The organism is Sphingomonas sp. DC4900 (genome assembly GCF_049896485.1).
GTDB lineage: Bacteria > Pseudomonadota > Alphaproteobacteria > Sphingomonadales > Sphingomonadaceae > Sphingomonas > Sphingomonas aquatilis.
The window spans coordinates 169,369-191,332 of sequence record NZ_JAFCUK010000002.1; the positions used below are offsets into that span (position 1 = coordinate 169,369).

Here is a 21,964-nt window from a genome sequence, read left to right on the forward strand (position 1 = left end):
CACGCGCCCGCACCGCACAAATCCCTGCTGCGCAACAACAATTCCCGAACACAATCGCATCACGATAACAGTCGTTGCTGACGCCCAAGTAACGGCATCATGAATTTGCCGTTAGAATGAAACCGATATGGACATATGGGAATTTTACCAGCGCCTCTAAGGAAGGGAGACTGGAACAATGACCCGGATGTTTGGCACGATCGCCGCCTGCGCGCTTCTCGCCGTTTCCTCGACTGCCGTTGCAGCGCCGCTGCAAGTGCAGGAAAAGGCGACCATTCCCAGCCGCAGCGGCGAAGTCCGCCACGTCGACCTGCTCAAGCAGGGCAAGCACCTCGAAACCGTGACCTGCGGCGACTTCGGCCTGCTCGACGAAAGCTTCCGCCCGCAGGCGGTCGTCTATGCCGCCAATTACGGTCCGAAGGGCAAGGCGCACCCGACCGTGACCCTCGACGGCGTCGAGAATGTCGTGCCGATCGTCGTGCAGCAGTGCAAAGCACAGCCCGGCAACCATTTCCTCACCGCCGTACGCAACGCCATGAAGGCTGCGCGTACCAAGGGCTGACCGCCTCACTCGGCCCGGTGCAGGGGGCGGCGCATCACAAATGCGCCGCCCTTTTGCCGTTCGGGCGACCAGACCCCGCCCGCCCCCGCACGCCCTCCCGCATCCCGCCGAACCGCGATATACCGCGCGTCATGCACGCCACCATCTATCACAATCCGCGCTGCGGCACCTCGCGCAGCACCCTCGCCCTCCTCGAAGACGCCGGCGCCGACGTCACGGTGATCGAATATCTCAAGCACCCGCCGACCGTCGCGGAGCTTTCGCGCCTCTATGCCGCCGCGGGCCTCACCCCGCGCGAGGGGCTGCGGATGACCGAACCCGATGCCAAGGCGCTGGCCGACGCCGACGATGCGACGATCCTCGAGGCGATGACGATCAATCCGATCATCATCCAGCGCCCGCTCGTCGAAACCGACAAGGGCGTCGTCCTCGCCCGCCCGGCCGATACGGTGCGCCAAATCCTCTAAGGCGAGACCACCGCCCCTTCTCCGTCATTCCCGCGAAGGCGGGAATCCATAACCTCTGACGTTTCGGCTCGAGCCGCACGGCCAGCCAGTCTGGATTCCCGCCTCCGCGGGAATGACGACACTTGCCGTCGCAGCCCGCCGTTTGGACCGCAGTCGAACGCCCGCTGTCCTACACGCGCCCGCTCTGCTATACTCGCCGCCATGCCGTTCCTGCCGCCTCGCGCCACCCGTTGCCCATCGGCACCGGGCCGGGGGCGTTTTCGGACGATACATACCGTCCACTTCGTCCACTTCCGCGCGTCGGATCGCTGCTCGCGACTCGGGCAACGGAGCACGAAATGCCCGTTTTCCAGGCAGCAAAATCGGCCGAATCCCGGTTGCCCCTCGGGCGCGGGACTGGCACGTTTGGTGCAACACCCGCGCTCGGGGCGAGGGTTTCAGTCAAGGGGCGTGTTCCGGTGAAGAAGGTCGAAGCCATCATCAAGCCGTTCAAGCTGGATGAGGTGAAGGAAGCACTGCACGAGATCGGCGTGTCCGGCATCACCGTCACCGAAGCCAAGGGCTTCGGGCGGCAGAAGGGCCATACCGAACTCTATCGCGGCGCCGAATATGTCGTCGACTTCCTGCCCAAGGTGAAGCTGGAGGTCGTGGTCGACGACGCGCTCGCCGAACGCGTGGTGGAGGCGATCGCCGCCGCCGCGCAGACGGGTCGGATCGGCGACGGCAAGATTTTCGTCATCCCGGTCGAAACCGCGCTGCGCATCCGCACGGGCGAGCGCGACGAGGCTGCGATCTAGTCACCGTCTGACATCTTCGTCATTTGACGCGGCGCAACAATCTGTGTGATTGGCACGCCCGCGACGCAACATCCTTCCGGTCCCGGCCGGGTCATTACCAGAGCAAAGGGCTTTCCATGGCGACCGCCAACGACATCCTGAACAAGATCAAGGACGAGGAGATCGAGTGGGTCGATCTGCGCTTCACCGACCCCAAGGGCAAGTGGCAGCACCTCACCATGGTCGCCAGCGTGATGGGCGAAGATGAATTCACCGACGGCCTGATGTTCGACGGCTCCTCGATCGAGGGGTGGAAGGCGATCAACGAATCGGACATGGTGCTGAAGCCCGATCTCGACGCGATCTACACCGATCCGTTCTCGGCCACCCCGATGCTGATCGTGTTCTGCGACGTCGTCGAACCCTCGACCGGCGAACTCTACGCCCGCGATCCGCGCTCGACCGCCAAGCGCGCCGAGGCCTATCTGAAGACGACCGGCGTCGGCGACACCGTGTACGTCGGCCCGGAAGCCGAATTCTTCATGTTCGACAACGTGCAGTTCGACACGAACTACGCCGAATCCTACTTCAAGATCGACGATATCGAGCTGCCGACTAACACCGGCCGCGAATATGAAGGCGGCAACCTCGGCCACCGTCCGCGCGCCAAGGGCGGCTATTTCCCCGTCGCGCCGGTCGACTCGGCGGTCGACATCCGCGGCGAGATGGTCTCGACGATGCTCGAAATGGGCCTGCCCTGCGACAAGCATCACCACGAGGTCGCAGCCGCGCAGCATGAATTGGGCCTGACCTTCGGCACGCTGACGCAGACCGCCGACCGCATGCAGATCTATAAGTACGTCGTGCATCAGGTCGCGCATGCCTATGGCAAGTCGGCGACCTTCATGCCCAAGCCGATCAAGGAAGATAACGGCTCGGGCATGCACACCCACTTCTCGATCTGGAGCGGCAAGACCCCGCTGTTCGCGGGCGAAGGCTATGCCGGCCTCAGCGAGATGTGCCTGTACTTCATCGGCGGCATCATAAAGCACGCCAAGGCGGTCAACGCCTTCACCAATCCGACCACCAACAGCTACAAGCGTCTGGTGCCGGGTTACGAAGCGCCTGTGCTGCTCGCCTATTCGGCACGCAACCGCTCGGCCTCGTGCCGCATTCCGTACGGCACCGGCCCCAAGGCGAAGCGCGTCGAAGTCCGCTTCCCGGATGCGATGGCCAACCCCTATCTCGCCTATGCGGCGCTGATGATGGCGGGCATGGACGGCATCCAGAACAAGATCCATCCGGGCGAGGCGATGGACAAGAACCTGTACGACCTGCCGCCGGCAGAGCTCGCCCAGGTCCCGACCGTCTGCGGTTCGCTCCGCGAGGCGCTCGACAGCCTGGCCGCCGACCACGACTTCCTGCTGAAGGGCGACGTGTTCTCGAAGGATCAGATCGAAGCCTACATCGAGATCAAGCGCGGCGAAGTCGCGCGCTGGGAAATGACCCCCAGCCCGGTCGAATATGATATGTACTACAGCGCCTGAGCGTGCCGGGCCGGCACGCGGTGCGGCAAAGCCGCACAGGCGCTGTCGGCCAGCCTCGCGCCGCGAGGACTGACGGCGTGGCTCCGCCACGCCGCCGCCAATGACAGAGGGGGCGCCGGACCAGATCCGGCGCCCCCTCTCTCGTTCTAGTTGGATGCCCGCCCGGCCATCCCACTGACAATGCTCGAAAAACCCAAATCCCCTGTCCTACACGCCCCGGCTTCGCTACCGCCGACGCCACCGCAACGCGACGCTCCGCCGGTCGCGGCAACGCAAGGACGACGACGATGGCCAAACGCTTCTGGGCACAGCTGATCGAGATGGATGAGCCGATGACGCCGGCCAGCATCCCCGGCGCGACCGATCACGAGTCCGCGGCGGAAAACCTCGTCGCGGATTTCGTCGGTGCGATGGGGGGAGAGATCACCAGCGGCGCGGTGCGCGTCTGGATCGATGGCGGCCTCGCGAAAATCTACGACTGGAGCGCCGAGTTCGAGATGCCCGATACATCCGACTTGTCGGATGACGAAGAGATCGAGGTTGAGGGCGAGATCGTCCTGACCGAACGGGTGCGGCACCCGGACTGACCGGGCCCGCCGCACCCCGCGGTTAAGTTACTTCTGGCAGGCGACGATCGCGGTGATGACCGAGATCGTTTCTTCCGGATCGCGAACGCGCACCGTGTCCAGCCCCAGTTCCTTCGCCGGATAATCGTTGCCGCCGGGGAAGATCGCGTCGCCGATGAACATCATCGCGTCGAGCGCAATGCCGCTTTCGTCACGCAGCTTCTTCAGGCCATAGGCCTTGTCGACGCCTTCCTGAGTGATGTCGATCGAGGTCGCGCCGCCCATGTTGATCGACAGGCCCGGCAGGCGCTGCTTCAGATCGGCTTGGATGACCTTGCGCTTCTCGAACTTCGGGTCCCAATGCTCTTTCTCAGCAACGGGCGCTTCCTGGCCGAGTGCGGAGAAGGTGATCTGGCTGCCGCGATCCTCGATCCGCTCGCCCCAGGTCTTTTCGGGAACGAAGCCCGTCGCTTCCAACGACTCGTCGAACGCCTTCAGGATCTTCGCCTTGGTCGCATCGTCGAACAGCTCGGCATAGACCGTCTGCCATGCGCCATCGCGGTGGACGTACAGCTTGGTGCCCGTCGTCGGCATCAGCCACAGCTTGGACAGGTCGGCGCGCGCCGGCAGGCGGCTCGCCACCTGCTTCTGGAACTGCGGCCAGTCGCCGCCCGAAATGACCGCGACATGCGCCACGCCGAGCAGGTCGGCGAGCGCTTCGCCCATCGGTTCCTGCAAGGGCTGCTTGCTCTCGGCCAGCGTTCCGTCGAGGTCGAAGGCAATCAGCTGTTTCATTCGGTAGCTCCGGTACGGGGAAGGATGATGGTGTCGATGGCGTGGGCGACGCCATCGGCGTCGTTGGCGGTGGTGACGTGATCGGCACGCGCCTTCACCGGATCGGGGGCGTTGCCCATCGCGATCGACAGGCCGGCGCGCTCCAGCATCGGCACGTCGTTGAACTGGTCACCGAGTGCGGCGATCGCATCCAGCGGCTGGTCGAACGCCGCGGCCAACGCGATCAGGCCGTCGCCCTTGTTGGCCGCCGGCGCGGTCACGTCGAGGTAATAGACCTGGCTCTGCACGATCGTCGCATCCTCGCCATGCGCCGCCTTGCAGCGGTCTGCGAGGTCGCTGAGCATCGGCGCGTCATCGCTGACGAAGGTGATCTTGTCGGCACGGTTCAGCAGATCGCCGAAATCGTCGGTGACGATCGGATCCTGATTCGACGCCAACCGCTCGTGCGCCACATGCTCACCCTGGTCGGTGGAGGCGTACCAATGGTCGTCAGCAAAGACCCACAGGTCGACCGGGCTGTCCGCCGCGATGGCCATCACGCCCTTCGCGACGCTCTCGTCGATGACGTGATGCTCGGTGATCGTGCCATCGCGCTTGAACAGGATGCCGCCGTTGAACGCCGCCATCGGTCCATCGAGACCCAGCGTCTCGACGATCGGCAGGATGCCGGAGATCGGCCGCGCGCTGATGACAGTGAACCCAACCCCCGCCGCTTCCAAGCGCGAGACCGCCGCGGTGGTCGCGGCGGTCAGTTTCTTCTGCTTGTCGACCAGCGTGCCGTCGATGTCGGACACGACGAGGGCAATGGGCTTCACGCCATCGCTCACTGCGGCATCTCGACGTGCCCGCCGAAGCCGAACCGCATGGCCGATAGGACTTTGTCGCCATAGGTATGTTCAATGCGGCTGCGATAGCGCGCGAACAGCGAGGCGGTGAGCACGTTGGCGGGCACCTTTTCCTCCATCGCGGCGTCGATCGTCCACTGGCCTTCGCCCGAGTCCGCGACGCTACCGGAGAAGCCGTTCAGTTCGCCGTCCTTGGCCAGCGCGATGGCCGTCAGGTCGAGCAGCCACGACGAAATGACGCTGCCCCGGCGCCAGACCTCGGCGATGTCGGTCATGTTGAGGTCGAAGCGCTCGTCCTCGGGCAGCTTGTCGCTGTTCTTCGATTTCAGGATGTCGAAGCCCTCGGCATAGGCCTGCATCAGGCCATATTCGATGCCGTTGTGGACCATCTTGACGAAGTGCCCGGCACCCGCGGGCCCGGCATGGATATAGCCCTTTTCGGCGCGCGGATCGGCCTGGCCCGCGATGCGGCCCGGCGTACGCTCGATTGTGCCGAGGCCGGGGGCGAGCGCGTCGAAGATCGGATCAAGCATCGTGACGGTGTCATCGTCGCCGCCGATCATCATGCAATAGCCGCGCTCGAGGCCCCAGACACCGCCAGACGTGCCGACGTCGACATAATGGACGCCCTTGTCCGCCAAACCCTTCGCGCGGCGGATGTCGTCCTTGTAGAAGGTGTTGCCGCCATCGATGACGACGTCGCCGGCCTTCGCGCCCTCGCCGATCGCGGCGATCGTATCCTCGGTCGGGCCGCCGGCGGGGAGCATCACCCACCAGATGGCGGGCGTATCGAGCTTGCCGCGGACGTCGTCGAGTGAACTGGCGGGAATCGCACCTTCCCCTGCGAGCTTCTCCACCGCCTCTGCGCTGCGGTCGTAGACGACGACCTGATGGCCCGCCTTCATCAGCCGTCGCGCGATGTTGCCGCCCATACGGCCGAGGCCGATCAGTCCGATCTTCATATCTGCTGCCTTACGGATGGTTGGATGTCGAAGGGTAGAACCCGGAGCAGGCCGAGTTGTTGCGGGGCCGGTTCGATTTGGTGCGGGGGCGCGGCCAGACAGTCAGCCCTTTCCCCTCGTCATGCCGGACTTGATCCGGCATCCCGCTTCTTCCTGCCGGTCGTAGCTGAGCAAGAAGCGGGACCCCGGCTCAAGGCCGGGGTGACGGAAGGGAGTAGGTCAGGCCTCGGCCGGCTGCTTGGCGGCGATCGAGCCCAGCAGGTCGTCGAACGCCTTGGCGAAAGAGGCGACGCCTTCCAGCACCAGCGTGTCGGTGACGCCCGTCAGGTTCAGCCCCAGACGCTCGGCATCGGCGAGAACCTTGCGCGCGCCCTCGACGTCCTGCGTCAGCGTCTCGGCGACGGTGCCGCGTTCGCGGAAGGCGTCCATCGTCGCGGGCGGCATGGTGTTGACCGTGTCGCGACCGATCAGCGTGTCGACGTAGAGCGTGTCCGGATACGCCTTGTCCTTCACGCCGGTCGAGGCCCACAGCAGCCGCTGCGGCTGCGCGCCCTTGGCGGCGAGCGCCTGCCAGCGGTCCGACTGTTCGAAGTCGAGGAACCACTGATAGGCGATCTTGGCGTTGGCGATCGCGACCTTGCCGCGCAGGCCCTTCAGCGTCTCGGCTTCGGGATCGCCCTCGGCCACGCGACGGTCGATTTCCTTGTCGATCACCGTATCGATACGGCTGACGAAGAAGCTGGCGACACTGGCGATATGGTCGATCGGCTGGCCCTGGCGGACGCGCTCCTCGAGGCCGGTGGCATAGGCTTCGGCGACGCGGATGTAGGCGTCGAGCGCAAACAGCAAGGTCACATTGACGTTGATGCCCTTGGCGATCGTCGCGCTGATCGCCGGCGCGCCCGCGACCGTGCCGGGGATCTTGATCATCAGGTTCTTGTGGCCGACCGCGTGCCACAGCTTTTCGGCCTCGGCGATCGTCGCATCGGTGTCATCGGCGATGTACGGCGACACTTCCAGGCTGACGTAACCGTCCTTGCCATCGAGGCGATCGTAGACCGGCTGCAACGTCTCGGCCGCGGCCTTGATGTCCTGGATCGCGAGATGCTCGTAACGGTCGATCGTCGCCGCGCCGGGGTTTGCCTTGTCGAAGGCGGCGAGCGTCGCGTCATAGGCGTCGCCATGGCCCATCGCCTTTTCGAAGATCGACGGATTGGAGGTGACGCCGGTCAGGCCGTCCTCGTTCACCAGCTTTTCGAGGCCCTTGGCTTCGAGAAACTTGCGATCGACGAAGTCGAGCCACACCGCGGTGCCCGCGGCGGAAAGGTCGCTCAGCTTGCTCATCACTTGGTCTCCAGCATCTCGCGCGCCACCTTGACGACATTGTCGACGGTGAAGCCGTATTTGTCCTGCAGCTTGGATATGGGGGCGGAGGCACCGAACGTCGACATGGTGATCGTGCGGCCTTCCAGACCGACGAAGCGATGCCAGCCGATCTCGCCCGCCTGCTCGACCGCGAGGCGCGCAGTTACGGCCTTGGGCAGCACGCTTTCCTTATAGTCGTCGGACTGGAGTTCGTAGCGATACCAGCTCGGCAGCGAGACGACGCGGCTCTTCACGCCATCCGCGGTCAGCTTTTCGTGCGCCTCGACGACGAGGTGCAACTCGCTGCCCGTCGCGATCAGGATGACGTCGGGCGTGCCGTCGCAATCGGCGAGAACGTAGCCGCCCTTCATCACGCCCTCTGCCGAGGCGTATCTCGACCGATCGAGCGTCGGCATCGCCTGACGCGAGAAGATCAGCGCGGTCGGGCGGCTGGCGTCCTCCAGCGCGGCGCGCCACGCATAACCGACCTCGTTGGCGTCACCGGGGCGGATCGTGTCGAGGCCGGGGATCGCGCGCAACGTGGCGAGATGCTCGATCGGCTGGTGCGTCGGGCCATCCTCGCCGACGCCGATCGAATCATGGGTGAACACCCAAACCGCGGCCAGTTCCATGATCGCCGACAGGCGGATCGGCGCGCGCATGTAATCGGCGAAGACGAGGAAGGTCGAACCGTAGCTGCGCAGGTGCGACAGCGCCATGCCGTTAACCACACCGCCCATGCCGTGTTCGCGCACGCCGAAGTGGAAGTTCTGGCCGCCATAGTTTGACGCTTCGAACGAGGCCTTGCCCTTGATGTCGGTCTTGGTCGACGGCGCAAGGTCGGCGGACCCGCCGATCAGCCACGGCACCTTCGCGGCGAGCGCATTCAGCACCTTGCCGCCCGAATCGCGGGTCGCGAGCCCCTTTTCGTCCGCCGGGAATTCGGGAACGTCGGCGTCCCAGCCCTCGGGCAGCGCATCCTTGAGCATCAGGTCGAGCTCGGCGGCGAGATCGGGCTGCGCCTCGCGATACTTCGCGAAATTCGCGTCCCATTCCTCGCGCAGCTTCGTGCCGCGGTCGGCAATCGCGTCGTGGAAGTGTTCGGCGACGCCATCGGGGATGTAGAAGCTCTTGTCCTCGGGCCAGCCATAGGCCTTTTTGGTCGCGCGGATGTTATCCTCGCCGAGCGGCTCGCCGTGCGCCTTTTCGCTGCCCGCCTTGGGGCTGCCCCAGCCGATCACCGAATGGACGACGATGAAGGTCGGCTTGTCGTTCGTCGCCTTGAACGTCTCGATCGCAGACGCAAACGCCTTGGTGTCGTTGGCATCGTCGATGTGGATGACGTTCCAGCCATAGGCCTCGAACCGCTTGCCGACGTCTTCGTCGAACGCGAGATCGGTGCCGCCCTCGATCGAGATGTGGTTGCTGTCGTAGATCCAGCACAGGTTGCTGAGCTTGAGGTGGCCGGCAAGGCTCGCCGCCTCGGCCGCGACGCCTTCCATCATGTCGCCGTCGCCGCACAGCGTGTAGACGTCATGGTCGAACAGCGTGAAGCCGCCCTGGTTGTAGCGCGCCGCGAGCCACCGCTCCGCGATCGCCATGCCGACGGAGTTGGAGCAACCCGCGCCGAGCGGCCCGGTCGTCGTCTCCACGCCCGTGGTGTGGCGATATTCGGGGTGGCCCGGCGTGCGCGAGGCGAGCTGGCGGAAACCCTTCAGATCGTCGAGGCTGAGCGCGGGACGGCCGGTCTTGTTACCGTCCGCGTCGATTTCCTCGATGCCGGCGAGGTGGATCAGGCTGTACAGCAGCATCGACGCATGGCCGACCGACAGCACGAAGCGGTCGCGGTTGGGCCAGTCGGGCTTGGATGGATCATAGCGCAGGAATTGCGACCAGAGCGTATAGCCGACGGGCGCCAGCGCCATCGGCGTGCCGGGGTGGCCAGAATTGGCTTTTTGCACCGCGTCCATCGACAGCGTGCGGATCGTGTCGATCGTCAGGCGTTCCAGCGATCCGTCCTCGTGGAGCGCAGTCGTCGTATCGGTCATGGATTAGGGCCCTTGCTCTTACGCTGCATCGAACGCCTGCACGCCCGATCCGTTGCGGTCGAAGGCAGCCTTTAACGGGAGGGCGCGTCCCGTTCCAGTCGCGAAACGACGCCGCCGCGCGCGATATAGGCGCCATCCACCTCGCGCAGGAACAGCCCGTGGCCAAGCGCGCCGGGCAAGGCATCGAGCCACGCTGCGGTGGCAAGGGGATCGGCAAGATCGAGGCGGCAGTCCGCGATCCAATTACCGTTATCGGTGACATAGGGGTCGCCCTCGCGCAGGCGCAGCGTCGCACCGTCCCCCAAAGCCGCCAGCACCGACGCACGGGCGAAGGGCAGGATTTCGACCGGCACCAGCACCCCGCCGATGCGCGAACGAAGCTTCGATTTGTCGGCGATCACCACCATCCGGTCCGACGCAGCGGCCACCACCTTCTCGCGCAGCATCGCCCCGCCCGCGCCCTTCACCGCATACAACCGGTCATCGATCGCGTCGGCGCCGTCGATCGTCAGGTCGACGCGTGGCACATCGGCAAAGTCGAGCATCGCGATGCCGAGGCTGCGGCCAAGCGCCTCGCTGGCGCGCGACGTCGCGACGGCCCGGATCGTCAGCCCCCCCTGCGCGATGCGTTCGGCGAGCCGGTGGATGGCGTGGGTCGCGGTGGATCCGGTGCCCAAGCCGACGAGCATGCCGTCGCGGATCTCCTCCACCGCCGCCGCCGCGGCAGCCGCCTTGTCGGCGTCCTGCCGCACCTTGTCGCATGTCTCCGTCATGGCACTCCTTTTCCGCACTGCGACAATTTGCGACATTAATAACGGTCAACTTGACTTGCATTTCCCCGTCGATCGCCGTCTTTGCATCGCGACGAGCAACCAACCACCGCGCCGCGCATTGACGCGCAGGTCGCGGCTGCGCGAGCCGAGATTAGCGGGTGACATACTTGACCACAGCATCGATTCGTCGCCGACGGCACCTTGCCGGGGCAGCCACTGTCGCCCTCGCCCTCACCCTGACCGCCTGTGGCGGTGGTACGCATGACAAGGAAAAGGCCGGCGGCCGCGGCGCGAATCGCGGGCCGACCACGGTCGGTTATGTCGTGATGCAGCCGACCAGTGCCGCGATGGTCACCGAACTGCCGGGCCGGACCAGCGCCTATGAAAGCTCCGACGTCCGCCCGCAGGTGAACGGCGTCATCCGCCGCCGCTTCTTTACCGAAGGCTCGCTGGTGCGTCGCGGCCAGCCGCTCTACGAAATCGATCCGCGCCTGTATCGCGCCGCCGTCAACCAGGCGCAGGCGAACCTCGCCAGCGCGCGGGCCAATCAGGAAGCGCTGACGATCCAGGCGGATCGCTACAAGCCGCTCGCCGCGATCGAGGCGGTGTCGAAGCAGGAATATACCAACGCCATCGCCTCCGCCCGGCAGGCGACCGCCTCCGTCGCGCAGACGCGGGCGGCGCTGGATACCGCGCGCGTGAACCTGCAATTCACGACAGTGCCCGCGCCGATCAGCGGCCGGATCGGCCGATCGCTGTTCACCGTCGGCGCGCTCGTTTCGGCGAGCCAGACCGATCCCCTGGCGCAGATCCAGCGGCTCGACCCCATCTTCGTCGATATCCAGCAATCCGCCGCGGACCTGCTGTCGCTGCGCCGCAAGCTGATGCAGGGCGGCGTCGCGCCGACCCGGGCCGAGGTGAAGCTGCTGCTCGAGGACGGCAGCGATTACGGCTATACCGGCACGGTCGAATTCGCCGAGGCGCTGGTCAATCAGGAAACCGGCACCGTCACGATGCGCGCACGCTTCCCCAATGCGCAGGGGCTGCTGCTGCCGGGCATGTTCGTGCGGGCGCGCTTCGCGCAGGCGATCAACGAACGCGCCTTCCTGGTGCCCGAACCCGCGCTGTCGCGCGATGCCAAGGGCAATGCGAGCGTGATGATCCTCGGCGCGAACAACAAGGTCGTCAGCCGCCGCGTCACCGCCGCCCGCACGCAGGGGCAGTATTGGGTGGTGACCCAGGGGCTGAACCCCGGCGACAAGGTCATCACGCAGGGCCTCAACAATTTGCGCCCCGGCGCGCAGGTGAAGGCAGTGCCGGCGAACAGTGCGCAGGTGGTCGCGCCGCCGAAACAGGGTGAGGGCAAAGGCGACGGCAAGCAGGGTTCCGGTCAGGGCAAGGCGGGTTGAGCCGGATGCCCGCCCCGTCCCCGCTCGCCCTGAGCCTGTCGAAGGGCGGATTGCCACATGCGAGCGCTCCCCTGGGTTGCCCCGCCCTTCGACAGGCTCAGGGCGAACGGCTTCACAATAAATTTTCGGGCTGCACGATCGCATGATCTCCCGCATCTTCATCGACCGCCCGATCTTCGCCTGGGTGCTCGCCATCATCGTGATGCTGGCGGGCGTCGGCGCGATCCTGAGCCTGCCGATCGCGCAATATCCCGACGTCGCGCCACCGCAGGTGTCGATCCGCGCGACCTTCCCCGGCGCGAACGCACAGACGCTGCAGAATTCGGTGACGCAGGTCATCGAACAGCAGCTGACCGGCATCGACGGCCTGCTGTATTTCAGCTCCTCCTCGTCGAGCCGCGGCTCGGTGTCGATCACCGCGACGTTCGAAAAGGGCACCGATCCCGACATCGCGCAGGTGCAGGTGCAGAACCAGGTGCAGCAGGGCGTCGCGCGCCTGCCGCAACAGGTGCAGCAGCAGGGCCTCGTCGTCCGCAAGTCGAACCCGGACAACCTGCTGATCGTCGGCGTCTATGACGAAACCGACCAGAAGACGAACCAGGACGTCAGCGACTATCTCGTCTCCAACCTGCAGGACCCGCTAGGCCGCGTGCAGGGCGTGGGCGACGTCAACGTGTTCGGATCGCAATATGCGATGCGCATCTGGCTGAATCCGGCACGCCTCGCCAGCTACCAGCTGATCCCGTCGGACATCACCACCGCGATCCAGAACCAGAATACCGAAGTCGCGGCGGGCGAAGTGGGCGGCGTGCCGTCCAGTCCGGAGCAGATGCTGAACGCGACCGTCACCGCCCAGTCGCGCCTGCAAACGCCAGAGCAGTTCCGCCAGATCATCGTCAAGACGCTCCCCTCGGGCGCGACCGTGCGCCTGTCGGACGTCGCCCGGATCGAGCTGGGCGCGGAAAGCTATGCCGCCTTCAGCCGCATCAACCGGCACCCCGGCGCGGGCATCGCGGTGCTGCTGGCACCGGGCGCCGACGCATTGAAGACCGCCGAGCTGGTGAAGGCCGAGGTCGCGCGCGTCGCCAAAAGCTTCCCGCCGGGCCTGAAGGTCGCCTACGCCAACGACACGACCGCGTTCATCAAGCTGTCGATCGATGAAGTGGTGAAGACGCTGCTCGAGGCGATCGTGCTGGTCGTCATCGTGATGTTCGTGTTCCTGCAAAGCTGGCGCGCGACGCTGGTGCCCGCCATCGCGGTGCCGGTGGTGCTGCTCGGCACCTTCGCAATCTTCCACTTCGCCGGCTTCTCGATCAACACGATGACGCTGTTCGGTCTCGTCCTCGCCATCGGCCTGCTCGTCGACGACGCGATCGTCGTTGTCGAGAACGTCGAGCGGTTGATGGAAGAAGACCCGGAGATGACGCCGCGTCAGGCGACGATCGAGTCGATGAACGAGATCAGCGTCGCGCTGATCGCCATCGCGCTCGTGCTGTCGGCGGTGTTCCTGCCGATGGCGTTCTTCGGCGGATCGACCGGCGTCATCTATCGCCAGTTCTCGCTGACCATCGTGTCGGCGATGGTGCTGTCGGTGCTCGTCGCGCTGATCCTCAGCCCCGCGCTCACCGCCTCGCTGCTGAAGCAGAAGTCGCAGGAGGAGCGGGAAAGCAAGGGCATCAAGAAGCATCTCGGCAAGGTCGCCGAATGGGGCGAGGCCGCGGGCAATTGGTTCAACCGCACGTTCGAAAAGACGGTGACGCGCTACACCGGTGCCGTGCAGACGGTGGTGGATCGCAAGTGGCTGTTCCTGCTGATCTATGTCGGCGTCGTCGCGCTACTCGCCATGCTGTTCCTGCGCCTACCCACCGGCTTCCTGCCCACCGAGGACCAGGGCGCGGCGATCGTGCAGTTCCGCCTGCCCCCCGGTGCGACGATCGCACGGACGCAGCAGGTGCAGCGGCAGGTCGAAAACTATTTCGCCCAATATGAGCCCAAGAACACCTCCGTCCTGTTCACCGTCGCGGGCGGCGGTGGCGGCGGCGTCAGCGGCCAGAACACCGGCCAGGGCTTCCTCAACTTCGTCGACTGGAAGGACCGGAGTGGCAAGGAGAACACCGCCGATGCGATCACGCAGCGCGCATCCGGCGCGTTCCGCGGGCTTCGCGACGCGCAGGTCTTCGCGTTGGTGCCGCCAGCGATCCGCGGCCTCGGTTCGTCGGACGGCTTCACGATGGAGCTGCAGAACACCGGCGGCCTGACGCAGGAACAGTTCGGCGCCGCGCGCGACAAATTGCTGGCGATGGCCAATGCCGATCCGAAGCTGGCATCGGTGCGCCTGACCGAACTGCCCGACATCGCGACGCTGCGTATCGACATGGACCAGCAGAAGCTGGCGGCCTTGGGCCTGACGCAGAGCGCGGCGAACAACACGCTGACCACCGCCTGGGGTGGCCAGTATGTCAACGACTTCATCGACCGCGGTCGTGTGAAGCGCGTCTATGTGCAGGGCGACGCACCCTATCGCGCCGCGCCGGACGATCTGAAGCAATGGTTCGTGCGCGGATCGAACGGCCAGATGGTGCCCTTCTCGTCCTTCGCGACGACCGGCTGGTCGACAGCCCCCACCACGCTGTCACGCTTCAACGGCATATCCTCGTTCGAATTCTCGGGGTCGGGCGCGCCGGGTGTCAGCTCGGGCGACGCAATGGCGCGGATCAGCGAGCTCGCGGCACAAATCCCCGGCGCGTCGATCGCCTGGTCGGGCCTCAGCTATCAGGAACGACTGTCGTCGGGTCAGGCGCCGCTGCTGTACGGCCTGTCGATCCTGGTCGTCTTCCTGTGCCTTGCGGCGCTGTACGAAAGCTGGTCGATCCCGTTCGCGGTGCTGATGATCATCCCGCTCGGGCTGATCGGCGCGATCGCCTTCGTGACGCTGCGCGGCCTCACCAACGACGTCTATCTGCAGATCGGCCTGCTGACGACGATGGGCCTCGCCGCAAAGAACGCCATCCTGATGATCGAATTCGCCGAACAGGCCGAACGCAAAGGCGCGCGCGTCATCGATGCGGCACTGGAGGCGGCCAAGATCCGTCTGCGGCCGATCCTGATGACCAGCTTCGCCTTCATCTTCGGCGTGCTGCCGCTGGCGATCTCGACCGGCGCGGGTGCGAACAGCCGTATCGCGATCGGCACGGCGGTGATCGGCGGCATGCTGTCGGCGACCTTCCTGGCGATCTTCTACATCCCGCTGTTCTTCGTCCTCGTGCGCCGCGGCGTGCGCGATGGTCTTGCCAAGCTCAGGGGCAAGCCGACCGGCCACCAGGGCCATCACGACGACACGCCCCCTGCCCCGCCGATGCCGCCCGCCGCCGATCCGGAGCCTGCGCGATGACCCGTTCGATCCTCGCCATCGCGCTCGGCGCCACGATGCTCGCCGGCTGTTCGATGGAGCCGAAATACGTCCGCCCCGACACGCCGGTGCCGACGTCGTGGCCAGTGGGCGACGCCTACCTTCGCCAAAGCGAGGCACAGCTGCCGGCGATCACCTATCGCGACGTGTTCAAGGACGCGCGGCTGCAACGGCTGATCGACCAGGCGCTCGCCAACAACCGCGACCTGCGCGTCGCCGCCGCCAATATCGCCGCGGCGCGCGCGCAATATGGCATCCAGCGTGCCAACCTGTTCCCCGCGATCAACGCCACCGGCCGCTACACCTATTCGGATGGCGGCAACGGCACGCGCGGCATCGCGAACAGCGGTAACACCGGGACGGGCACTGGCGGCACGGGAACGGGCGGAACGGGCACCGGCGGCACGGGAACCGGCGGTACTGGCACGGGCGCCGGCACCGGCGTCGATACGGGCAACGGCACGGGGACGGGCGCGGTCCTCAACACCGGCGGCGGCAACAGCGCCTTCTCCGCGCAAATCGGTACGACGGCGTTCGAGATCGACCTGTTCGGCCGCCTGCGCTCGCTGTCGCGCGCCGCGCTCGACCGCTATTTCGCCACCGAAGCGGGCGCCCGCGCGACGCGGCTGACGCTGGTGGGCGAGGTCGCGAGCGGCTGGCTGACCTACGCCGCCGACCGGAGCCTGCTGAAGGTCGCGGAGGATACCGCCAAGAGCGCCGCGGTTAGCGTGCGCCTGACCCGCGCCCGGCTGGAGGGCGGGATCAGCGCCCGCACCGACCTGCGGCAAGCGGAGCAGATCCTCGAAACCGCGAATGCCGACCTCGCCGAGCAGAAGACGCTGGTCGCGCAGGACGTCAACGCGCTGCAACTGCTGGTCGGGGCGCCGATCGATCCCGCACTGCTGCCCGAATCGATCGACGTCGCCGCGCCGACGATCGCCAGCCTGCCCGCCGGGCTCGACAGCGGCATCCTGCTGCGCCGGCCCGACGTCGTGCAGGCCGAATATACGCTGCAAAGCTACAATGCGCAGATCGGCGCGGCGCGCGCGGCGCTGTTCCCGCGCATCTCGCTGACCGGGCTGGTCGGCTTCGCGAGCAACGCGCTCTCGACGCTCTTCACCGGCGGGGCGTTCAACTATTCGGTGGCGCCGTCGGTCAGCTATCCGATCTTCCAGGCCGGCGCCGGGCGCGCCAACGTCCGCTATACCGAGGCACAGCGCGACGCCGCGCTCGCGACGTATGAAAAGACGATTCAGACCGCGTTCCAGGAGGTCGCCGACGCGCTCGCCCGTCAGGGGACGATCGCCGACCAGTTGCGCGCGCAGGCGAATTTCCGCGATGCCGCCGCCGATACGCTGCGGCTGGTCAATGCGCGCTATCAGGGGGGGCTCGATACCTTCCTGTCTAGCCTCGACGCCCAGCGCAGCTATTATTCGGCGCAGCGCACGCTGATCGGCACGCAGCTGACCGCGGCGAACAATCGCGCGACGCTCTACCGGGTGCTGGGCGGCGATTCGTCGCTGGAGGTGACGCCCGACGGGCCGCAACCCGTCTCCCCCAGTGGCGCGCCGCGCCGGGACTGACCCTTGGCGCGGGTTGACGCCGGCCGGGCGACTGCCGATGTACCGGCCCCACACGTACGGTAGCAGACGGGCCAGGAGCGATCATGAGCCACACCATCCGCCGGTTCCGGCCGACCGACGACGACGCCGTCCTCGCCTTTACCGCGACGCTGCCCGAACATGACCTGCTGTTTTCCGGCCGCGACCTGCGCCATCCGCGGGTGATCGAGGCGTGGCAGCAGGCGGTCGGCGAAGGCTGGATCGATAGCCTCGTCGCCGAGGACGACGGTCGCATCGTCGCCACCGCGGCGCTGATCCGCGATCCCTTGGGCTGGAGCGGGCATGTCGGCGAAATCCGGCTGCTCGTAGCCCCCGACCGGCGTGGCCAGGGTCTGGGCAGCGACCTGTTGCAGGCGTTGCTCGCCATCGCGCACGCGCACGGCCTCGCCAAGCTGACCGCGACGATGACGCCCGATGCCGCAGCATCGGTGGCACTGTTCGAGCGGCTGGGCTTCACGCAGGAGGCGCGGCTCGCCGGGCACGTCCGGGCGAGCGACGGCGTCGCGCACGACCTGCTGATGCTGGCACGCGCGACGCCGTTCGGCTGAGGAACAGGCGGCCCCTCGCCACCCGCCCCTCGCGCGCGTCAGTCGCCCGATTTGGGCGGCGTCACCGCGTCGCGGCCGAAGCGCAGGATCATCTCGCCGATCTCGCGCGCCTGCTCCATCGAGCGTTCGCCCTGCCGGCGCAGGTAATTGCCCTGGATGCGCAGCACGTCGGTAACGTCGCGGGCCTGTGCCGCCTCGCGCATCGCCTCGAACGCATCATGCGAATTGCGTTCGGCCTGTTCGATGATCTTGAGGCCCAGCGCCGCGCTGCCGTCTGCCACCTTCTGGCCGGACGCGCGCATCGCCTCGCCGGCGCGGCGGGCGGGATCCATCACATGGTCGGTGAAGGCGCCGCGCATGGCCTCGCTCGCGCCGCGCATGGTGTCGCTGGCACGCTGTGCGGCATCGTGCATGGGGTTGCTGCCGGTTTTCGCGGCATCGTCGGTGGGATGGGTGTCGTCCGCCATTGCGCCTCTCCTGTCATGACGTCTGGATGGTATGGGACAAACGTGCTGCCCCGGTTTTTTGCTCCGCTACCCGCTTGCACGGACGCGGGGGGCGGTTAGAGATCAAGGCGATGATGACGCCTGAGGACCAGAAGCAACGCCGCATCCGCGGCGAGCTGCTGCACCGCGCGGTGGCGCTCGGCGAAGAGCTGATGCGGCTGGCCGACGATCTCGACATGACGGTTGCGGGACTCCACGTCTGCCAGGGCGTCGAGATGATGCGCGAGGAGGCGGAGCGGCTGGTCGGCCCGACGCACTGACGCGCCGGCCCGCAGCGCCCTTGCCATCACGCGCCGCCGATGCAGCGCAGCACCAGCGCCAGCCCATCGTCGGTCAATGCCAGTGGCGTCGCCGGATCGCGTGTGCCCGTTCCATGCACGGCGCAGCGGATCAGCGCGCGTCGGGCCAGCAGGTCCAGCCAGCGGGCCAGCACCGCCGGGCGCACGGACAGCAAGGCGCAAAGCGCCTCGCCCGTCACCGGCCGCGCCTCTTCATAGGCGACGAACAGCGTCAGCAGGATATCCCAGCCCGGCTCGCCGAACAGCTCGATCAGGTCGCCCGCCATGGCGTCGCGCTGACGACGCTGGGCCAACAGCGTGCGCGCGCGATCGGCATCGCTCGGCTCTTCGGGGCCGGCGGGCACGGGGGCGACGATCTCGCCCCGGCTGCGCGCGGCGGAGGCCCGCACGCGCTCCAGCGCCGACACCAGCCGTTCGTATTCTTCGCGATCGCGTTCGGGCCAGCGCAGCAACCGTATGTCGGCAGTCATGATGAAGGGATGTCCGGTTGGCGCAGGGGCGACCAGTCGCGGTCGCTCCCGAACTGGGCCTTGCGCTGGCGGTGGCGCAGCGCGCCGATCGCCAGCATCAGCAGCATGGGATAGGCGATCTTGCCGCTCGCGCCCGCGTACATCCACGGCACCAGCGACGGCTGAATGGCCTTCACGCCATGGATCGCCAGCGTGATCAGATGGAGCGCGCTGACGTACAGCGGCCAATAGCGGTCCGCCCGCAGCGCCACCCCCAGCAGGCCGAGCAGGATCGCGACGTCGATCGCGAGCAGGATCGGCTCGACCTGATGATAGGGGCCCGACGGATAGAAATCCGGCACCGCGAACGTGGCCAGAGCCCCCGTGACGAACAGGATCGCCGTCCATCGTTCGGGTGCGCCGCCGGCGAACAGCGCGTAACCGCATGTCGCCAGCAGGACCAGATTGAAGACGAGGATGTGTGTCATGGCCTGACCTGTCAAAGGAGCAGTTCGACGGTCAAGCCATGACACCTCAGGCAGCGACGCGCAGATGACTGACGTCGGCACCTGTCGGGGCGAATTCGGGCTTCGGACGTTCGTCGCCGAAGCTCGTTTCATACCCGATCTGCTTACCGATCTTTTCGATGACGCGATGGCCCGCGACGGTGTGGCCACGGGCGGCACCGATCGCCATGATCGCCTGGCCGAGCACTTCGAACGCCTGCTGCCCGGCGATCGCCGGCAGGTTGGCGGCGTGGCGGGCGCGGGGCAGCGCCGCGAGCAGCTCGCCGCCGGTCGAAAAAGCCTCGTCGAGCTGCGTCTCGAGCTTCCAGAGCAGCTGTGCGACGGCATCGACCGCGGCCTTGGTATCCACAGACGACGCAGCGACCGAAGCGGTGCGCGATGCGATGATTGACGACATGATGGCGACCCTTTCCACCCCGTGCGGGGCGCTTTCGCTGACGATCAGGAAAGGTTGCGGGTCAGCGCCTCGATCAAATGGGTCAGTGCCTGGAGGCCGCTCATCAACATGCCGAAACCGACGATGGTGCCGAATGCGATAGCCTGTATCCAGATCAACCGATCCCCGACCGTCAGGTCGTTGCCCCGTTGTCCTTTCCGCCGGAAGGGCAGCCGGATCGGGAACGCCGATGACCTGAAAGGCCGGGCGCCGCCGCTGTCCGCTGCCATGACGATGGTCTCGTCCGGCACCACCGGCAGTGGCGGATCGGCGGCGAGCGGGGATAGCCGCGCAGAATGACCCCCGATTTTATCGGGGTCCCCGGCTCCTGGAATAATCGTTGTAAATTCAGCACTTGGCTCAGCAACCTGATCTTCATACGCCGCCCAGCGCAGCGCCGCATCGCGTCGATTGCGCGCGCCGAGCAGCTTCACCGCCTCGGTCAGATAGCTGTCGACGGTCGATTTTTCGATGCCGAGCTCCTCGGCGATCTCCTTGGAGCCCTTGAGCGCGCGTACCCCGCGCAGGCATTCGCGATGGCGACGCGACAGGCGATCGAACGCCGCGATCGGATCGGGCGCCGGGCTCGCCGTGGCACGCGCGCGAACGGCGCCGCCATCGCTCAGCGACGCGGCGATAGCGTTCGATCCGTTCCGCCCGGTGTCGTCGCGCGCCTTCATCGTCGTCCCATGCCCGGGGCGGGTCTAGCACGGCTGGCGCGCATCACCAGCGCTTCCGCCAATCTGGGTCTATTTTGCAGCTACCTTGCGATGTTTAGCGCCCGATGCCGCCTTGCGTACCGTCGCACGCTTGCCGCGCCGCTTGGGCACCGGAGTCGCACGGCCGCGCAGCAACGGCACGGCGAGCGCTGCGGCCGCCCCGACGACGAGCGTGCCGCCGATCGCCAGCCACGCCGGCAGGCCGAGCCCCTGACCACTTTCCGCCTGATTCGGCTTACCAAGCCGGGCCTCCGGCGCGGGGTCGTGATGGACGGGGCCAGCATGTTTCATCGCGGAATTGGGGATATGGGACACGGCATCGCTCCTTTTGGTCTTTCCACTCAACCGGATAGGGCCGGACAATGTTCCTGTTTCTGGGTTCCTGCTTCCGGCTTCCCGTTCCGGTTGGGTGGGCGGTTACCGGAAGGTTGACGGGCCCCCGCTCCGTACCGCCACGGCACACCGCGATTTGCGGACTCGCATTGCCCGCGAAACGCGCCCATCTTTGCGGCTCCGTACACCGTTACCGGAACACGCATCGTGGTTGCCCGTCGCCAGGCCATTGCGGCCAGACTGATCCTTGCCGGCGCCGTCATCGCAATCGCTGCGATTGCCGCGGTGGCACCGCATGGGACGGCATCGGTCGCCGGCCCGACATCCACACAGACGCCGACCGAGCGGCGGGTCACCCTCTCCCCGCCCGCGGCCGCGACCCATGTCACCACGCCCGCCGCAGCCACGGCCAAGCCGACGCCCGCCGCCCTCTCCACCCCCACGCCTGCGCCGGAGAACATGCAGGTCAAGCGCATCCTCGATATCGGCCCGATCAAGTTCGGCGATTACGCCTGGGATACCAAGGGCGTGCCCGATGGCCCTCTGATCATCACCGTCGATCTCGCCGCCCAGACGCTTTCCGTCTTCCGCGACGGCTATGAGATCGGCGCCGCCGCCATCCTGTACGGCGCCGACGAAAAGCCGACGCCGCTCGGCGCCTTTCCGATCCTGATGAAGGACGCGACGCACGTCTCGCGCACCTATGACAATGCGCCGATGCCGTACACGCTGCGCCTGACCGGCGATGGCGTCGCGATCCACGGATCGAAGGTCGAATGGGGCTATGCGACGCATGGCTGCATCGGCGTACCCGTCGCCTTCGCCAAATTGCTGTTCGCGCAGGCAAAGGTCGGCGACCGCGTCATCATCACCCGCGGCAAGACGCTGGCGACGGGACAGGCGATCCTCCCCGCACCCACGACCTGAGCCGCCAAGCGAACGCACGCGCAGCATAGGCGCTTCCCCAACCGTAAACCCCTTGCTAAGGCCGCGGCGACATA

23 protein-coding genes are annotated in these 21,964 nt (G+C 66.6%); 11 read left to right on the forward strand and 12 right to left on the reverse strand.

What is annotated here, in order from left to right:
• Positions 1-178: 178 nt before the first annotated feature.
• The 5 genes from ACP690_RS03315 to ACP690_RS03335 all read left to right on the forward strand — a co-directional run bounded on the left by ACP690_RS03315 (position 179) and on the right by ACP690_RS03335 (position 3,939).
• Positions 179-562, forward strand: coding sequence for an HdeA/HdeB family chaperone (locus tag ACP690_RS03315; protein ID WP_017977642.1), 384 nt, complete (start codon positions 179-181; stop codon positions 560-562).
• Positions 563-693: 131 nt separating this feature from the next.
• Positions 694-1,029, forward strand: a complete 336-nt coding sequence (locus ACP690_RS03320; RefSeq protein ID WP_426260133.1) for an arsenate reductase family protein — start codon at positions 694-696, stop codon at positions 1,027-1,029.
• Positions 1,030-1,487: 458 nt separating this feature from the next.
• Positions 1,488-1,826: a P-II family nitrogen regulator gene (locus tag ACP690_RS03325; protein ID WP_017977640.1), complete on the forward strand. Its 339-nt coding sequence runs from the start codon at positions 1,488-1,490 to the stop codon at positions 1,824-1,826.
• Between the two features lie 116 nt (positions 1,827-1,942).
• Entirely contained in the window at positions 1,943-3,352 is a 1,410-nt protein-coding gene (glnA, locus tag ACP690_RS03330; RefSeq protein ID WP_017977639.1) for a type I glutamate--ammonia ligase, read from the forward strand.
• 287 nt (positions 3,353-3,639) lie between these two features.
• Positions 3,640-3,939: a hypothetical protein gene (locus ACP690_RS03335; protein ID WP_295561329.1), complete on the forward strand. Its 300-nt coding sequence runs from the start codon at positions 3,640-3,642 to the stop codon at positions 3,937-3,939.
• A 27-nt stretch (positions 3,940-3,966) separates the two neighbouring features.
• On the opposite strand, the gene ACP690_RS03340 is transcribed toward ACP690_RS03335, so the two are convergent.
• The 6 genes from ACP690_RS03340 to rpiA all read right to left on the reverse strand — a co-directional run bounded on the left by ACP690_RS03340 (position 3,967) and on the right by rpiA (position 10,706).
• The gene (locus ACP690_RS03340) at positions 3,967-4,713 is read right to left on the reverse strand and encodes an HAD-IIB family hydrolase (RefSeq protein WP_043059831.1); all 747 of its coding nucleotides are present in this window, start codon (positions 4,711-4,713) and stop codon (positions 3,967-3,969) included.
• Positions 4,710-5,540 carry a Cof-type HAD-IIB family hydrolase gene (locus tag ACP690_RS03345; RefSeq protein ID WP_426260134.1) on the reverse strand — a complete coding sequence of 277 codons (831 nt, stop codon included), beginning with the start codon at positions 5,538-5,540 and terminating at the stop codon, positions 4,710-4,712. The genes ACP690_RS03340 and ACP690_RS03345 overlap by 4 nt, the downstream gene beginning before the upstream one ends.
• On the reverse strand, positions 5,537-6,538 hold the full coding sequence (gnd, locus tag ACP690_RS03350; RefSeq protein ID WP_426260300.1) for a phosphogluconate dehydrogenase (NAD(+)-dependent, decarboxylating): 1,002 nt from the start codon (positions 6,536-6,538) through the stop codon (positions 5,537-5,539). Before gnd ends, ACP690_RS03345 begins: the two co-directional genes overlap by 4 nt.
• 201 nt (positions 6,539-6,739) lie before the next feature.
• The gene (gene tal / locus ACP690_RS03355) at positions 6,740-7,864 is read right to left on the reverse strand and encodes a transaldolase (RefSeq protein WP_426260135.1); all 1,125 of its coding nucleotides are present in this window, start codon (positions 7,862-7,864) and stop codon (positions 6,740-6,742) included.
• Positions 7,864-9,933, reverse strand: a complete 2,070-nt coding sequence (gene tkt, locus ACP690_RS03360) for a transketolase (RefSeq protein ID WP_426260136.1) — start codon at positions 9,931-9,933, stop codon at positions 7,864-7,866. The genes tal and tkt overlap by 1 nt, the downstream gene beginning before the upstream one ends.
• 71 nt (positions 9,934-10,004) lie before the next feature.
• Positions 10,005-10,706, reverse strand: a complete 702-nt coding sequence (gene rpiA / locus ACP690_RS03365; protein ID WP_426260137.1) for a ribose-5-phosphate isomerase RpiA — start codon at positions 10,704-10,706, stop codon at positions 10,005-10,007.
• Positions 10,707-10,873: 167 nt separating this feature from the next.
• Between rpiA and ACP690_RS03370 the strand changes: the two genes are divergently transcribed.
• The 4 genes from ACP690_RS03370 (at position 10,874) to ACP690_RS03385 (ending at position 17,694) form a co-directional block, all read left to right on the forward strand.
• Entirely contained in the window at positions 10,874-12,115 is a 1,242-nt protein-coding gene (locus ACP690_RS03370) for an efflux RND transporter periplasmic adaptor subunit (RefSeq protein ID WP_426260138.1), read from the forward strand.
• A 142-nt stretch (positions 12,116-12,257) separates the two neighbouring features.
• A complete protein-coding gene (locus tag ACP690_RS03375) occupies positions 12,258-15,506 on the forward strand; it encodes an efflux RND transporter permease subunit (protein WP_426260139.1) in 3,249 nt (1,082 codons plus the stop codon).
• Positions 15,503-17,107, forward strand: coding sequence for an efflux transporter outer membrane subunit (locus ACP690_RS03380; protein ID WP_426260140.1), 1,605 nt, complete (start codon positions 15,503-15,505; stop codon positions 17,105-17,107). Before ACP690_RS03375 ends, ACP690_RS03380 begins: the two co-directional genes overlap by 4 nt.
• An 83-nt stretch (positions 17,108-17,190) precedes the next feature.
• Complete coding sequence (locus tag ACP690_RS03385; protein ID WP_017977628.1) at positions 17,191-17,694, forward strand: GNAT family N-acetyltransferase; 504 nt, start codon at positions 17,191-17,193, stop codon at positions 17,692-17,694.
• A gap of 38 nt (positions 17,695-17,732) precedes the next feature.
• On the opposite strand, the gene ACP690_RS03390 is transcribed toward ACP690_RS03385, so the two are convergent.
• Positions 17,733-18,161, reverse strand: coding sequence for a phasin family protein (locus ACP690_RS03390; RefSeq protein ID WP_426260141.1), 429 nt, complete (start codon positions 18,159-18,161; stop codon positions 17,733-17,735).
• 110 nt (positions 18,162-18,271) lie between these two features.
• Here ACP690_RS03390 and ACP690_RS03395 point away from each other — a divergent pair, with 110 nt between their 5' ends.
• A complete protein-coding gene (locus ACP690_RS03395) occupies positions 18,272-18,460 on the forward strand; it encodes a hypothetical protein (RefSeq protein ID WP_017977626.1) in 189 nt (62 codons plus the stop codon).
• Positions 18,461-18,486: 26 nt separating this feature from the next.
• On the opposite strand, the gene ACP690_RS03400 is transcribed toward ACP690_RS03395, so the two are convergent.
• From ACP690_RS03400 to ACP690_RS03420, 5 genes are all read right to left on the reverse strand, one after another.
• Positions 18,487-18,969: a hypothetical protein gene (locus ACP690_RS03400; RefSeq protein WP_426260142.1), complete on the reverse strand. Its 483-nt coding sequence runs from the start codon at positions 18,967-18,969 to the stop codon at positions 18,487-18,489.
• Positions 18,966-19,436: a hypothetical protein gene (locus tag ACP690_RS03405; protein WP_017977624.1), complete on the reverse strand. Its 471-nt coding sequence runs from the start codon at positions 19,434-19,436 to the stop codon at positions 18,966-18,968. Before ACP690_RS03405 ends, ACP690_RS03400 begins: the two co-directional genes overlap by 4 nt.
• A 46-nt stretch (positions 19,437-19,482) precedes the next feature.
• A complete protein-coding gene (locus ACP690_RS03410) occupies positions 19,483-19,872 on the reverse strand; it encodes a hypothetical protein (protein WP_426260143.1) in 390 nt (129 codons plus the stop codon).
• 44 nt (positions 19,873-19,916) lie between these two features.
• Entirely contained in the window at positions 19,917-20,591 is a 675-nt protein-coding gene (locus tag ACP690_RS03415; protein WP_426260144.1) for a helix-turn-helix domain-containing protein, read from the reverse strand.
• Between the two features lie 69 nt (positions 20,592-20,660).
• A complete protein-coding gene (locus tag ACP690_RS03420; RefSeq protein ID WP_426260145.1) occupies positions 20,661-20,945 on the reverse strand; it encodes a hypothetical protein in 285 nt (94 codons plus the stop codon).
• Between the two features lie 225 nt (positions 20,946-21,170).
• On the opposite strand from ACP690_RS03420, the gene ACP690_RS03425 reads away from it, so the two are divergent.
• Positions 21,171-21,890 carry a L,D-transpeptidase family protein gene (locus tag ACP690_RS03425; protein ID WP_426260146.1) on the forward strand — a complete coding sequence of 240 codons (720 nt, stop codon included), beginning with the start codon at positions 21,171-21,173 and terminating at the stop codon, positions 21,888-21,890.
• Positions 21,891-21,964: the final 74 nt, after the last annotated feature.

Coding starts and splice junctions, on each gene's coding strand:
- ACP690_RS03375 (WP_426260139.1), top strand. CDS start 12,258: ATGATCTCCCGCATCTTCATCGACCGCCCGATCTTCGCCTGGGTGCTC.
- ACP690_RS03400 (WP_426260142.1), bottom strand. CDS start 18,969: ATGACTGCCGACATACGGTTGCTGCGCTGGCCCGAACGCGATCGCGAA.
- glnA (WP_017977639.1), top strand. CDS start 1,943: ATGGCGACCGCCAACGACATCCTGAACAAGATCAAGGACGAGGAGATC.
- ACP690_RS03315 (WP_017977642.1), top strand. CDS start 179: ATGACCCGGATGTTTGGCACGATCGCCGCCTGCGCGCTTCTCGCCGTT.
- ACP690_RS03340 (WP_043059831.1), bottom strand. CDS start 4,713: ATGAAACAGCTGATTGCCTTCGACCTCGACGGAACGCTGGCCGAGAGC.
- ACP690_RS03410 (WP_426260143.1), bottom strand. CDS start 19,872: ATGTCGTCAATCATCGCATCGCGCACCGCTTCGGTCGCTGCGTCGTCT.
- ACP690_RS03415 (WP_426260144.1), bottom strand. CDS start 20,591: ATGAAGGCGCGCGACGACACCGGGCGGAACGGATCGAACGCTATCGCC.
- ACP690_RS03390 (WP_426260141.1), bottom strand. CDS start 18,161: ATGGCGGACGACACCCATCCCACCGACGATGCCGCGAAAACCGGCAGC.
- ACP690_RS03405 (WP_017977624.1), bottom strand. CDS start 19,436: ATGACACACATCCTCGTCTTCAATCTGGTCCTGCTGGCGACATGCGGT.
- rpiA (WP_426260137.1), bottom strand. CDS start 10,706: ATGACGGAGACATGCGACAAGGTGCGGCAGGACGCCGACAAGGCGGCT.
- tal (WP_426260135.1), bottom strand. CDS start 7,864: ATGAGCAAGCTGAGCGACCTTTCCGCCGCGGGCACCGCGGTGTGGCTC.
- ACP690_RS03395 (WP_017977626.1), top strand. CDS start 18,272: ATGATGACGCCTGAGGACCAGAAGCAACGCCGCATCCGCGGCGAGCTG.
- ACP690_RS03385 (WP_017977628.1), top strand. CDS start 17,191: ATGAGCCACACCATCCGCCGGTTCCGGCCGACCGACGACGACGCCGTC.
- tkt (WP_426260136.1), bottom strand. CDS start 9,933: ATGACCGATACGACGACTGCGCTCCACGAGGACGGATCGCTGGAACGC.
- ACP690_RS03335 (WP_295561329.1), top strand. CDS start 3,640: ATGGCCAAACGCTTCTGGGCACAGCTGATCGAGATGGATGAGCCGATG.
- ACP690_RS03380 (WP_426260140.1), top strand. CDS start 15,503: ATGACCCGTTCGATCCTCGCCATCGCGCTCGGCGCCACGATGCTCGCC.
- ACP690_RS03320 (WP_426260133.1), top strand. CDS start 694: ATGCACGCCACCATCTATCACAATCCGCGCTGCGGCACCTCGCGCAGC.